Here is a 12,255-nt window from a genome sequence, read left to right on the forward strand (position 1 = left end):
GCTAAATCCTGCCGCCCCGCCGGTTTCGTGTCAGGTTTCAGGACGCGCGATAGCTTTTGCCGGCCGTATCGAAAAGATGCAGCTTCGCCCTGTCCGCCGTGAAGCGTATCCGGTCGCCGCGCTTGACGGCGAGGATGCCGGGAATCTTGGCGATGATCGGCTCGCCCTGCACGAGACCCTCGATGTAGAGCAGCGTCACCTCGCCGAGCGCCTCGACGATCGCCACCGTACCTTCGAAAAGGAAATCGTCGCCGGTGGAAATCTGGAGATCTTCCGGGCGCACGCCGAAGCTTGCCGCCTTGCCGACTTCGGATGAAGCCGTCGCGATATCGACGGTGGAGGTGCGTCCGCCGGTCAGTTCCAGCACGGTCGCGGCGCCGGCAGACGTGATCTTCGCCGGGATGATGTTCATGGCCGGCGAGCCGATGAAGCGGGCGACGAAGAGGTTTGCCGGGCGCTCGTAGAGTTCCAGCGGAGGACCGACCTGCTCGATATGGCCGGCCGACAGCACGACGATGCGGTCGGCGAGCGTCATCGCCTCGACCTGGTCATGCGTCACGTAGATCATCGTCGTGTCGGCCATCTGCTCGGAAAGCTTGGCGATCTCGATGCGGGTGGCGACGCGCAGCGCCGCGTCGAGGTTCGACAGCGGCTCGTCGAACAGGAAGACCTTCGGGTCGCGGCAGATGGCGCGGCCGATGGCGACGCGCTGGCGCTGGCCGCCGGAGAGCGCCTTAGGCAGGCGGTCGAGATATTTGGTGAGCTGGAGGATATCGGCGGCGGCGCGCACGCGCCGGTCGATCTCCTCCTTGCTTTCGCCGGCAATGCGCATGCCGAAGGCCATGTTGTCGAACACGGTCATGTGGGGGTAGAGCGCGTAGGACTGGAACACCATGGCGATGCCGCGCTTGGAGGGCGGCACGTCGTTGACGCGCTCGCCGTCGATCATCATCTCGCCGCCGCTGATCTCCTCCAGGCCCGCGATCATGCGCAGCAACGTCGACTTGCCGCAACCGGACGGGCCGACGAAGACGATGAACTCACCCTGCTTGATATCGAGATCGATGCCGTGGATCACGTCCACCGCGCCGTAGGACTTGCGGATATCCTTGAGAACCAGCCCTGTCATGTTCCTACCTCCCCTTTAATCCGTTACGCGAAGCGGGCGAAAAAGCCGCTCCAGGCCGGAAGTTCGATGTTTTCGTCATGCATCATGCTGTCGAAGCCGTGACCTTCCAGAACGTCCAGCGTGCCGGAAGGCAGGTCGGCGAGGCGCGCGACCGGGCTCATGTTGAAGGCGCAAAAGACCTTCTCGTTGCCGTGCGTGCGCACGAAGGAGAGGATTGCGCCTTCGGCCGAGTGGAACTCGATCTCGCCCTTCACCAGCGCGACGTGCTCCTTGCGGAAGGCAAGGAAGCGGCGGTAATGCGCCAGCACCGAGGCCTCGTCGCCTTCCTGCACGTTGACCGCGCGTTCCAGATGCGCCTCCGGAACCGGAAGCCAGGGCTTGCCCTGGCTGAAGCCGCCGGATTGCTCACGGCTGTCCCAGACCATCGGCGTGCGGCAACCGTCGCGACCCTTGAAATCCGGCCAGAACTGGATGCCGTAGGGGTCCTGCAAGTCCTCATAGGCGAGGTCGGCTTCCGGCAGGGCAAGCTCCTCGCCCTGGTAGATGCAGACCGAGCCGCGCAGCGACATGAGCAGGCTCGCCAAGAGCTTGGCATGGGCGTCGTGATCGGTGACGGCGCTGCCCCAGCGGCTGATATGGCGCATCACATCGTGGTTCGAGAAAGCCCAGCAGACCCAGCCCTCGGGGGCGGCCTTTTCCAGCGCGCGCTGCGTCTCGGCGACGAAGGCCGGCGTCAGCGGCTCGGGTGCGAGGAATTCGAAGGCGTAGCACATGTGCATCTTGTCGCCGCCGGAGGTGTATTCGCCGGCGATCTCGAGCCCGCGCTGGCTGTCGCCCACCTCGCCGACGGCGGCGATGGCCGGAAACTCCTCCATAACCGCGCGGAACCGTTTCAGGAACTCCAGGTTCTCCGGCTGGTTCTTGTCGTAGAGATGTTCTTGGTAATTGTAGGGGTTCACGGCGGGCGCCGTCTGGGCGTTTCGGCGCTCGGGGGCGAGCGACGGGTTGTCGCGCAGCTCCTTGTCGTGGAAGTAGAAGTTGATCGTGTCGAGCCGGAAACCATCGACGCCGCGCTCCAGCCAGAAGCGGGCGACCGAGAGCAGCGCGTCCTGCACTTCCGGGCTGTGCAGGTTGAGATCCGGCTGCGAGGTCAGGAAGTTGTGCATGTAATATTGCAGGCGCGTCGGGTCCCACTGCCAGGCGGAGCCGCCGAAGATCGACAGCCAGTTGTTGGGCGGCGTGCCGTCCGGCTTGGAATCCGCCCAGACATACCAGTCGGCCCGCGGATTGGTGCGCCGGGAACGGCTTTCGACGAACCAGGGATGCTTGTCGGAGGTGTGCGACAGCACGAGGTCGATCATCACGCGGATGTTGAGGCGATGGGCCTCGGCGATCAGCGCGTCGAAATCGGCGAGCACGCCGAAGATCGGATCGACGTCGAGATAGTCCGAGACGTCATAGCCGAAATCCCGCATCGGCGAGGTGAAGAAGGGCGAGACCCAGATCGCGTCTGCCCCGAGCGAAGCGACATGCGCGAGGCGCTCGGTGATGCCCCTGATATCGCCGATCCCGTCGCCAGTGGTGTCCTGGTAGGAGCGCGGATAGATCTGGTAGATCACCGCGCCACGCCACCAGTCCTTGTCCGGGGTCAGAAGCGTTGAACTCGACGTCGTCATTCTGGTCAGTCCTGTACTTTTCTTGTTTCTCGCGCAATTCCGGACGCAAAACCGCTTAACACTTTTGCTGGAATTGCTTTTGTCAGCCGCCCTTGACCGAACCCGCCAGCAGGCCGCGCACGAGATAACGCTGCAGGCTGAAGAACACGATGAGCGGCACGATAATGGTGATGAAGGCGGAGGCGGTGAGGATTTCCCAATTGCCGCCGCGCGAGCCGAGCAGGTTCACGAGACGTCCGGTCAGCACCAGCTCCTCATTGCCGGCACCCAGGAAGACCATGGCGACGAGCAGGTCGTTCCAGGTCCACAGGAACTGGAAGATGGCGAAGGAGGCGAGCGCCGGGAAGGACAACGGCAGGATGATCTTCACGAAGATGTCGAAGTCGGAGGCACCGTCGACGCGGGCGGATTCCAGGATTTCGCGCGGCAGGCCGGCCATGTAGTTGCGCAGGAGATAGACCGCGAGCGGCAGGCCGAAGCCCATATGCGCGAGCCAGATGCCGACATAGGTTTTTGCCGGCACGCCGAAGAACGCGCCCACGCCGTTATAGAGCCGCAGCAGCGGGATCAGCGACATCTGGAGCGGCACGACGAGCAGGCCGACGATGACCGCGATCAGGATCGCCCGGCCCGGAAAGGGCATCCAGGCGAGCGCATAGGCGCAGAAGGCGGCGACGAGGATGGGGATGATCGTGGCGGGGATCGCCACCGTCAGCGAGTTGATGAAGGAGGCGCCGATGCCTTCCGCGTTCAGCACTTCGCGGTAGTTGTCGAGCGTGAAGCGCGAGGGAACGGCGGCGGTGTAGAAGATGCGCTGGCCGCGCGTCCCCTCCATGCGGGTCTGCGAGACGATCTCGTAGCTGCCGTCCTCCTTGACGGTCAGCGTCTGGCCGTCGCCGATATCGGCCGCAGTGCCGGCCTCGAAGGCGGTCGGCTGCAAGGGGCGGAAGCCGAAGGCGGAGACCTTTGCGTCGCCCCCTTCCAGAAGGTTGCCGGAAATGACGAACTTGCCGTCACGCTCGACCTGCGCTTCCGGTGCCGCGGCGCGGCCGGTGAGGTTCTGCGAGGAGGTGGAGAGCGCCGTCCACCAGCCGGAGACAGCGAGCTGGTCCTTGTCGCGCAGCGACGAGATCAGGAGGCCGGCGGTCGGCAGCGTCCAGAGTGCGACGAGCAGCAGGACGGAGAGATGGACGACGAAAATGAGCGGCGAACGGGACGTGGCGATCATCTCAGTGGCCCTCCATTTCCTTGGTGGCGTTGCGGATGTTCCAGATCATGATGGGGATGACGAGGATCATGATCACGACGGCAATAGCCGCGCCGCGCCCGAAATCCCCGCCGCCGCGGAACATCCAGTCGAACATCAGGTTCGCCAGAACCTGCGTCTGCCATTGCCCGTTGGTCATGGCGAGCACGATGTCGAAGACCTTCAGGACTAGGATGGTGATGGTCGTCCAGACGACCGCGATCGTGCCCCAGATCTGCGGCACCATGATCTTGAAGAAGATCTGGAAGCCGTTGGCGCCATCGATGACGGCCGCCTCGATCGTCTCTTCCGGAATGCCGCGCAGGGCCGCCGAAAGGATGACCATGGCGAAGCCGGTCTGGATCCAGATCAGGATGACCATGAGGAAGAAGTTGTTCCAGAAGGGAATGGTCATCCAGGCTTCCGGCGAGCCACCCATGGCGACGACGATGGCATTGAGGATGCCGATCTGCTCGGAGCCTTCGGCGCGGTAGTCGTAGACGAATTTCCAGATGACGGCGGCGCCGACGAAGGAGATCGCCATCGGCATGAAGATCAGCGTTTTCGCGATATTGCCCCACCAGATGCGGTCGGTCAGCGCGGCGACGATCAGGCCGAAGAAGGTGGCGAGCGCCGGCACCACGAGCAGCCAGAGGAAATTGTTGAAGATCGACTGGCGGAATTCGCCGTCATTGATCATCCAGGCGAAATTGCTGAAGCCGACGAACTGCTGGCCGGTGCGGTCATGGAAGGCGAGCCGGACGGATTCGAAGACGGGATAGACGAGGTAGACCGACAGCGCGAGCAGCGCGGGCGCCATGAACAGCCAGGGCCGGATCGCATTGGTGATGCGCAGGTTCTTCGAGGCCTGCGCGCCCGTCAGCCCCTTGGAGGGGAATATCCTGTCGAGCAGGAAGTTCGTTCCGAAGAAATAGACGACGCAGGCGAGAACGCCCCCGACCATCGTGAAGATGGCGAATAACAATTGCTGCATGGCGATCCCTCCCCTGGAAACTTCCCCGCAATGTATTTTTACGGTCACGTCGAGCGCTCACGCGGAGCGCCCGCATGGTCCGGCTGCACTTCGGCATGCTTTGGGAAAACCGGCGGGCGGCCGCCCGCCGGTTCACCGGGATGTTATTTGATGGCGTCCCAGGCCTTCTGGGCACCGTCGGCGACATCGGCCGCGGACTTGCCGCCGACGAAATCGACCATGCCGGTCCAGAACGCGCCCGCGCCGATCTTGCCGGGCATCAGGTCTGAACCGTCGAAGCGGAAGGTCGTCGAGTTGAGCAGGATTTCGCCCTGCTTCTTCATCGGCGCGTTGGCATAGGCTTCCTTGTTGGCGCTCTTGTAGGGCGTCAGGAAGCTCGTCTGCGCCATCCACAGCTCATGCGCGATCGGCGTCTTCAGGAATTCGATGAAGGCGCGGGCGGGCGGCGTGTCCTTGGTGATCATGGCGAGCGTGCCCGCACCGAGGACCGGGTTGCCGAGCTCCGGCTTGCTGGCATAGGGCGGCATGTAGAAGAAGTCCGCATCCTCGCCGACGACCGTGCCCTCCGGGAAGAAGGACGGGATGAACGACGCCTGGTGGTGCAGGTAGCACTTCGGCGGCGAGGCGAAGAGGCCCTTCGGGCTGTCGCGGAAGTCGGTGGAGGCAACCGCCGCCGCACCGCCATCGACGAACTTGTCGTTCTTGGCGAACCAGCCGAATTCGTCGATCGCGCCGACCACGGCGGCATCGGTGAACGGGATCTGATTGGTGACCCACTTGTCGTAGGTTTCCGGCGAGGCGGTGCGCAGCATCAGGTCTTCGACCCAGTCGGTCGCCGGCCAGCCGGTGGCGCCGCCGGAACCGAGGCCAATGCACCAGGGCGTGCCGCCGTCGGCGACGATCTGCTCGGTCAGAGCCTTCAGGTCTTCCATGGTCTTCGGCACTTCATAGCCGGCGTCTTCAAAATTTTCCGGCACGTACCAGACGAGCGACTTCACGTCGATCTTGTAGGGGAAGGCGAAGAGTGCGGCATTGCCGTCCTTGCCCTTGTAGGTCGAAAGATCGACCCAGGACTGGCCGGCGGCGTAATTGTCGAGCAGCCATTGCTTGGTCTCGTCGCCGAGCGGGCTCAGGTAGCCCTTGGACGCGAGGTCGGCAATGAGGCCCGGCTGCGGCAGGATGGCGACATCTGGCGGGCTGCCGGCCTGGGTGTCGATGACGATCTGCTGCTCGTAGTTTTCGGAAGAGGAATATTTGATCTCGACGCCCGTCGCCTCGGTGAAATAGGCGTAGACGATCTTGAAGAGCGCCTCGTCCTCACCGCGCCAGGGGCCGAAGATGGTCAGCGTCTGGCCCTTGAGGTCGTGACCCTTCTTGAAATCCTCAAAACTCTGCCAGTTGAACTTGGAATCTTCGCCGGGCTTGAATTTCAGCTCGGCCGCGGCGCTGCCCGCCATAAAAAGCGCGAGCGCAGCCGTCATCAGCAACGTCTTTTTCACGAGATTTGCCTCCCATAGCAATCCCGCCCTCTCCCGGGGCAGGCATCTTCTAAAATACCCCAAAATTCAAAGCGCTTTGGATTTCCTTTCATCCCATTTCCCCCCAAGCTTCGTCAAGTACCCCTCAACAATTTGAACGTGAAATCGCCGTATCTAACGCAGTGCAGCGTAGTTTTGCGGCGCAAAATAGCCAAAACAGCTTTTCCTGTTTGATTTGCTGATGTTAGATGCCAAAACGCTTTGAGATAAATTCAGGGACAGAAAAGTCAAATATTCAAAGCGCTTCGATTATTTCAAGAAAGCTAAGCATGTGAATCTCAAGCAGTTATCGCAATTGCTGGGCCTCTCTCAGACAACCGTGAGCAGAGCGCTGAACGGCTATCCGGAGGTCAATGCCGAGACGCGCCAGCGTGTTCTCGATGCCGTACGGGAGACGGGATATCGCCCGAACCGGGCCGCCCAGCGCCTCGCAACCGGCCGCGCGGGCTCGATCGGCCTCGTCATGCCGACCGCCGATGGCATCGAGTCCGACGTGCATTTCGGCGAATTCCTCGCCGGTCTCGGCGACGAGGCGGTCAAGCACGACTTTCATTTCGTCATCAATCCCAGCCACCCCGACGAAGAGGTCGCAACCTGCCGGCGGCTGGTGGCGAGCGGCAATGTCGATGCGCTGTTCCTCGCCTATATGCGCGTGAAGGACCCGCGCATCGCCATGATGAAGACGCTGAAGACGCCCTTCGTCGTGCATGGCCGCTCGATCGGCGTGCCGAACGACTACCCCTTCCTCGACATCGACAATACCGGCGCCTTCTACGATGCCGCGCGCCTGCTCGCGCAGCTCGGCCACCGGCATTTCGCGCTGCTCAACGGTCCCGACTATCTCGCCTATTCGATCCGCCGCAAGAAGGGCACGGTCCGCGCGCTCGCCGAATACGGCCTGGTGTTGCGCGACGACTGCGTGGAACATTCGCAGATGACGGACGAACACGGTTTTCGCGCCATGGAGCGTTTCCTCCGCCTCGAAACACCGCCGACCGCCGTGCTCTGCTCCAGCACCGTGCTGGCGCTCGGCGCCGTGCGGGCGATCAGCCAGGCGGGGCTGAAGCTCGGCGTCGACATCTCCCTCATCGCCCATGACGACGTGCTGCCGATGCTGAAGCCGGAGAATTTCATGGTGCCGCTGACGACGACGCGCTCGTCGCTGCGCGCCGCCGGCCAGCGCATCGCCCGCCGCCTGATCGCCAGCATCCTCGATCTCGAAACCCTGCCGCAGCAGGAGCTCTGGAAAACGGATTTGATCGTGCGCGCCTCGACGGGACCGGCGCCGGCGGGGAAATGAAAAGGCGCCCCGCGGGGCGCCTTACATCGTTGGACAAATCAGAACTTCGGCGGCGTCCTGCCGGCCTTGCGGTAGGCGGCGATGACGGTGTTGGCCATCAGCATGGCGATGGTCATCGGGCCGACGCCGCCGGGGACCGGCGTAATGGCGCCGGCGACCTTGGCGCATTCCTCGAAGGCGACGTCGCCGACCATGCGCGACTTGCCCTCGCCCTTCTCCGGTGCGGCAATGCGGTTGATGCCGACGTCGATGACGGTGGCGCCCGGTTTCACCCAGTCGGCCTTCACCATTTCCGGACGGCCGACGGCAGCCACCAGGATATCGGCATTGCGGCAGACCGCAGCGAGGTCCTTGGTGCGCGAATGGGCGGTGGTCACCGTCGCGTTGGCGGCGAGCAGCAGGGCGGACATCGGCTTGCCGAACAGGTTGGAACGGCCGATCACCACGGCGTTGAGGCCGGAGAGGTCGTTGCCGTGCGTGCGACGCACGAAGACCATGGCGCCGGCCGGCGTGCAGGAAACGAGACCGCCATCGAGATCGCCGGTCGCGAGCTTGCCGGCATTGACGACATGCAGGCCGTCGACGTCCTTCTCCGGCCTGATCGACTGGATGATCGGCTCGGAATTCAGGTGCTTGGGCAAGGGAAGCTGCACGAGGATGCCGTGAACGCTTTCGTCGGCGTTCAGCGTCTCGACGAGGCGGGCGAGTTCTTCCTGCGTCGTCTCCTCCGGCAGCGTGTGCTGGATGGAGGTGAAGCCGCATTCCTTGGCCATGCGGCTCTTGGAGGAGACATAGGCGTGGCTGGCCGGGTCGTTGCCGACGATGACGACGGCGAGGCCGGGTTTTACGCCCGCATCCGTCTCCAGCGCAGCGGTCGCGGATTTTACGGCGTCAATCACGGAAGCGGCAACCTGCTTCCCATCGATAATGGTGGTCACATTTCTCTCCCTGAATGATGTGCCCCACTCTAGTGGGGCGGCCGCGCGGCGGGATGGCCTCTTAACGCCCTATGCTGTCCAAAACACATAATTTCAAGCGCGCGTTGCGGGAAACCGTCGGTCCGATGGATTTTCCTGTCAACGATGCGAGAGCCATGCCTGCCGCATGACGGAGCCCGCATAGCAGGCGAAAAGTCCTTTTTTGACGCAACCGCAAGGTTTCTTCCGATGGAAAGCCGCGGAGGTTCGCGAAAAATATCTCTTCATTTCAGCAGCTTATACCGACGGTCGACGACATGGTTAGGAAAGCGTGAACGCCACCCATAGGCTTTTCCCGAAAACCTTAAATGGCCCTTCAGGCGAAGTTGTTAAACCCGACGTAGAACAGAACGCGCATTGCGGGATCGGCCAAGACCGTCCCGGAAGGAAGCTTGTCATGAACCTTATGTCGGGCAATATCGTCGCCTCGCAACGGGATATTCTCGGCCTGCCGGTCTGCGATCTCGGCTGGGCGGAGGCCTTCGCCTTTGCCGAGGAGGTGGCGACCATGCCCTTCGGGCAGAGCGTCATCGCCTTCATCAATGCCGGCAATGCCAACCTGATGATCCGCGATCCGGAATACCGCGCCGTTCTGGAGCGCCAGATCGTGCTGCCGGATGGCCACGGCGTCGACATCGCCTCCATGCTGTTCCACGGCCGCAAGTTCCCGGCAAACCTCACCGGCACGGATTTCGTACCGGCTTTGCTCACCTATATTGCCCGGCCGATGCGCGTGGCGATGATCGGCGCGCAGCAGGCGACGCTGATGCAGGCGGCGGAGAATTTCCGCCGGCATGCGCCTTGGCATCACTTCCTGCCGATTTCCGACGGTTTCTTCGACCGGGCGGCCTCCGACGCGGTCATGGAGCGGGTGCGCGAGGCGAATGCCGATATCCTGCTCGTCGCGATGGGCAGCCCGGCACAGGAAAAATGGATCGACCGCCATGTCGGCCCCGGCCATGCCAGGCTGGTGCTCAGCGTCGGCAACCTGTTCGACGTCGTTGCCGATGCGCCGCACGCGGCGCCGGGCGGCATCCGCCGGCTGCGGCTCGAATGGCTCTACCGCCTGGCGAAGGCGCCATCGCGCCTCAGCCGCGCCGACTTTTCCTTCCTCTACCATGTGCTGCGCTACAAGTTTTCCGGCACGGGCGAGACGCATGACAGGAACGATACGGCAAAAGCCGGCTCGCTCTGAGGCGGCCGGCTCTTATCGATCGATAAAGATGTGGTCAGGCGGTGGGTCTCAATGCCCGCCGCTTTTTTCCGCGGGCTTGCCGGCCGGAACCTCGCCCTTGACGAGCGTCTGGCCTTTCTTCGGCGCCGGGTCATGCACGGAGGCGGTGGTAATATAGTCGATCTGCTCGACATAGACCTCCGCGATGACCTCCGCGCCAAACCGGCGGTTCAGCCCCTCCTTGACGATGCCGCGAAAGGCGTCGACGTCGAAGCTGCCGGCGGTCGCCACGTCGATCATCTTCTTGCCGACGAGCAGCGTATAAAGCTCGTCGGTGATCATCTGCGGCAGCGGCACGGTCTGCTTGGCGGCAAGCTCCTTGTTCGCCTTGTAGGCGAGCTTGGTCAGGAGATAGCCGCTGACGCCGCCCTCCCCGATCACCGGCACGGTCGTCGTATAGCCGCTGACGAATTCCATGGCCGCCTCGCGCTCCGCAGCCGCCGTATCGACCTTGGGGGCCGAGGCCATCTTCAGCGAAAAATAGACCGAGGCGAGCGTGATCGCGAGGATCCAGACGCCGGTGCCGATAAGCTTGATCATGTGCCGTAACTCACGCGGAACTGTTCCTGCGAATAGGTGCCGTCGGCTTCGAGGTCCTGCACGGCGTTCTTCAGGATGCTGACGACCTCACGCACCGCATCGAGATGGGCGGAGACGCGCTGGGCGTTGGTCGCGAGCTTTTCACGAACGCGGCCGAGCTGCGTCGAAAACGTCCGCGGCACCTCGTCCGGCCGCACATCGCGCGTCAGCATCGCCAGCTCGTAGAGGCAGCGGCTCTTGTGGGCGTTCGAGGTCGGCAGGTCGAATTCGGGATCGCTGCCGATATTGTCGTTCTCGTTGTCGATGATGGTCTCAAGCCGGCCGAGGACGGTGCGGATCCGGAGTTCGTTGGTCGCCTGTTCCATTTTGTTATGCTCCGCTTACGCTTTTCTTGTCATGTTCCTTGATGCCCGGCGTCAGGTCGGCAAAGGCCTCCCGCTGCAGGGCCTGCACCATGCCGGATGCGACACGGTCGGTATTCTTGTCTTTTTCCGGGGACGCGGCGCCGATGCCGCTGCTCTTGGCCAGGCTTTCGGCAATGCCGATGCCGCCGCCCTTGGCGATTGCCGTGCCGAGCTGGTCGGCCATCATGCCGCGCCACATCTCGCCGGCCGTGCCCTTGCCGTACATTTCTTCGCTGTCTGCCGGCAGCATGGATTTCACGAAATTCTGCAACACCATCGCTTCGAACTTGCGCAGGTGCTCCGGCACGGACTTGCCGCCGACGGCGGAAACACCCTGGCTCGACGCATGAGCACCGGCCGAATCCCTGTTGAGGATGCTGCCAACGGTGGCCTGGAAACCGGCACCTGCTTCGGCAAGGCTCGTCGCCTCGAAGGCGGCGCGGTTCGATTTCAGCTTGGCTTGCGCTTCCTGAACCTGGGCCGGGTCGGCAGCGCGCACGACATCGAGCACCAGATCGCTGGGGGGAGAAATTGCCACGTCCTAAAGCCTTTCAGGTGTTTCCTGCAAGCCGGACCCGTCCTCATGGCGGTCCGCCGGCCTTTGACTGTTCAGGACATCGGGATCGTCCGCGCCGCGCCTGCGGCTGCTTCGACAAACCTCGTCATCGTCCTAATGCGACTATCGCTGCTCAACCTTACGGGAGGCTGGTGGCGGATGACGAAGTCGTGACGGCATCGACTGCCGAATCCACTCTGACGCAAGCTTCCATGAGACGGCGTTAAATCGCGTTTCATTACAGAGGCTTGGGCAAGAAGGCCTAGTCGTCGCTCTTCTTGTAGGCGATGTGCTGGTCGATGAGGTCGTAGATGGAATTGTCCGCGGCCTCGCGGTCCTCGGCGCTGCGCGCTTCCTTGCGGTGCTCTTCCATGCGGTCGCCCTTGGTGCGCTCGCGCACGACGCGCATCTCGTGCATCTGCTGGACGTTGGCCAGCATCTGGTCCTGCTGCTGGAGCTTGCTGTACTGGCCGGAATAGTGCCGCGAAAAGCTGCGGTGCACCGGATCGAGCGAGTTGATCGCGCCGATGACGGCGTCCATCGTCTCCGCCACTTCCTGGCGCTGCTGGGTGGTGTTGGCGAGGTCGATCTCGGCCATCTTTTCCAGGTGACGCTGTACGGAGACCAGGCGTTTCAGCTTGTCCGAACGGTTCTGCGCCAT

General features: G+C 63.1%; 12 protein-coding genes. 2 read left to right on the top strand and 10 right to left on the bottom strand.

The window, feature by feature from the left end; translation table 11 throughout:
- Positions 1 to 37: 37 nt before the first annotated feature.
- The 5 genes from AC1Q6Z_RS27750 to AC1Q6Z_RS27770 all read right to left on the bottom strand — a co-directional run bounded on the left by AC1Q6Z_RS27750 (position 38) and on the right by AC1Q6Z_RS27770 (position 6,526).
- Positions 38 to 1,129, bottom strand: a complete 1,092-nt coding sequence (locus AC1Q6Z_RS27750) for an ABC transporter ATP-binding protein (protein ID WP_492649933.1) — start codon at positions 1,127 to 1,129, stop codon at positions 38 to 40.
- Between the two features lie 23 nt (positions 1,130 to 1,152).
- The gene (gene bglA, locus AC1Q6Z_RS27755) at positions 1,153 to 2,805 is read right to left on the bottom strand and encodes a beta-galactosidase BglA (RefSeq protein WP_492649934.1); all 1,653 of its coding nucleotides are present in this window, start codon (positions 2,803 to 2,805) and stop codon (positions 1,153 to 1,155) included.
- Positions 2,806 to 2,887: 82 nt separating this feature from the next.
- Positions 2,888 to 4,033 (bottom strand): carbohydrate ABC transporter permease, encoded by a 1,146-nt coding sequence (locus tag AC1Q6Z_RS27760; RefSeq protein WP_492649935.1) that lies wholly within the window; start codon positions 4,031 to 4,033, stop codon positions 2,888 to 2,890.
- A gap of 1 nt (position 4,034) precedes the next feature.
- Positions 4,035 to 5,045: a carbohydrate ABC transporter permease gene (locus AC1Q6Z_RS27765; RefSeq protein ID WP_435267571.1), complete on the bottom strand. Its 1,011-nt coding sequence runs from the start codon at positions 5,043 to 5,045 to the stop codon at positions 4,035 to 4,037.
- A gap of 143 nt (positions 5,046 to 5,188) precedes the next feature.
- Positions 5,189 to 6,526, bottom strand: coding sequence for an ABC transporter substrate-binding protein (locus AC1Q6Z_RS27770; RefSeq protein ID WP_305112863.1), 1,338 nt, complete (start codon positions 6,524 to 6,526; stop codon positions 5,189 to 5,191).
- A gap of 328 nt (positions 6,527 to 6,854) precedes the next feature.
- Between AC1Q6Z_RS27770 and AC1Q6Z_RS27775 the strand changes: the two genes are divergently transcribed.
- The gene (locus AC1Q6Z_RS27775) at positions 6,855 to 7,883 is read left to right on the top strand and encodes a substrate-binding domain-containing protein (protein WP_256120708.1); all 1,029 of its coding nucleotides are present in this window, start codon (positions 6,855 to 6,857) and stop codon (positions 7,881 to 7,883) included.
- 38 nt (positions 7,884 to 7,921) lie between these two features.
- Here the strand turns inward: AC1Q6Z_RS27775 and folD are convergent, their stop codons facing one another.
- Entirely contained in the window at positions 7,922 to 8,821 is a 900-nt protein-coding gene (folD, locus tag AC1Q6Z_RS27780; RefSeq protein WP_256120709.1) for a bifunctional methylenetetrahydrofolate dehydrogenase/methenyltetrahydrofolate cyclohydrolase FolD, read from the bottom strand.
- 436 nt (positions 8,822 to 9,257) lie between these two features.
- On the opposite strand from folD, the gene AC1Q6Z_RS27785 reads away from it, so the two are divergent.
- Positions 9,258 to 10,055: a WecB/TagA/CpsF family glycosyltransferase gene (locus tag AC1Q6Z_RS27785; RefSeq protein WP_492649936.1), complete on the top strand. Its 798-nt coding sequence runs from the start codon at positions 9,258 to 9,260 to the stop codon at positions 10,053 to 10,055.
- A gap of 48 nt (positions 10,056 to 10,103) precedes the next feature.
- Here the strand turns inward: AC1Q6Z_RS27785 and AC1Q6Z_RS27790 are convergent, their stop codons facing one another.
- The 4 genes from AC1Q6Z_RS27790 to AC1Q6Z_RS27805 all read right to left on the bottom strand — a co-directional run bounded on the left by AC1Q6Z_RS27790 (position 10,104) and on the right by AC1Q6Z_RS27805 (position 12,255).
- Positions 10,104 to 10,634 (bottom strand): hypothetical protein, encoded by a 531-nt coding sequence (locus tag AC1Q6Z_RS27790; protein WP_492649937.1) that lies wholly within the window; start codon positions 10,632 to 10,634, stop codon positions 10,104 to 10,106.
- A complete protein-coding gene (locus tag AC1Q6Z_RS27795; RefSeq protein WP_256120712.1) occupies positions 10,631 to 10,999 on the bottom strand; it encodes a hypothetical protein in 369 nt (122 codons plus the stop codon). The genes AC1Q6Z_RS27790 and AC1Q6Z_RS27795 overlap by 4 nt, the downstream gene beginning before the upstream one ends.
- A 4-nt stretch (positions 11,000 to 11,003) precedes the next feature.
- The gene (locus tag AC1Q6Z_RS27800; RefSeq protein ID WP_256120713.1) at positions 11,004 to 11,576 is read right to left on the bottom strand and encodes a rod-binding protein; all 573 of its coding nucleotides are present in this window, start codon (positions 11,574 to 11,576) and stop codon (positions 11,004 to 11,006) included.
- 280 nt (positions 11,577 to 11,856) lie between these two features.
- Positions 11,857 to 12,255 (bottom strand): hypothetical protein, encoded by a 399-nt coding sequence (locus AC1Q6Z_RS27805; protein WP_435267566.1) that lies wholly within the window; start codon positions 12,253 to 12,255, stop codon positions 11,857 to 11,859.

The organism is Shinella sp. GW835-FHT14H05 (genome assembly GCF_058793575.1).

Excerpts from the sequence above, each read along its gene's own strand:
- AC1Q6Z_RS27750 (WP_492649933.1), bottom strand. The coding sequence starts at position 1,129 with ATGACAGGGCTGGTTCTCAAGGATATCCGCAAGTCCTACGGCGCGGTG.
- bglA (WP_492649934.1), bottom strand. The coding sequence starts at position 2,805 with ATGACGACGTCGAGTTCAACGCTTCTGACCCCGGACAAGGACTGGTGG.
- AC1Q6Z_RS27760 (WP_492649935.1), bottom strand. The coding sequence starts at position 4,033 with ATGATCGCCACGTCCCGTTCGCCGCTCATTTTCGTCGTCCATCTCTCC.
- AC1Q6Z_RS27765 (WP_435267571.1), bottom strand. The coding sequence starts at position 5,045 with ATGCAGCAATTGTTATTCGCCATCTTCACGATGGTCGGGGGCGTTCTC.
- AC1Q6Z_RS27770 (WP_305112863.1), bottom strand. The coding sequence starts at position 6,526 with ATGACGGCTGCGCTCGCGCTTTTTATGGCGGGCAGCGCCGCGGCCGAG.
- AC1Q6Z_RS27785 (WP_492649936.1), top strand. The coding sequence starts at position 9,258 with ATGAACCTTATGTCGGGCAATATCGTCGCCTCGCAACGGGATATTCTC.
- AC1Q6Z_RS27790 (WP_492649937.1), bottom strand. The coding sequence starts at position 10,634 with ATGATCAAGCTTATCGGCACCGGCGTCTGGATCCTCGCGATCACGCTC.
- AC1Q6Z_RS27795 (WP_256120712.1), bottom strand. The coding sequence starts at position 10,999 with ATGGAACAGGCGACCAACGAACTCCGGATCCGCACCGTCCTCGGCCGG.
- AC1Q6Z_RS27805 (WP_435267566.1), bottom strand. The coding sequence starts at position 12,255 with ATGGCGCAGAACCGTTCGGACAAGCTGAAACGCCTGGTCTCCGTACAG.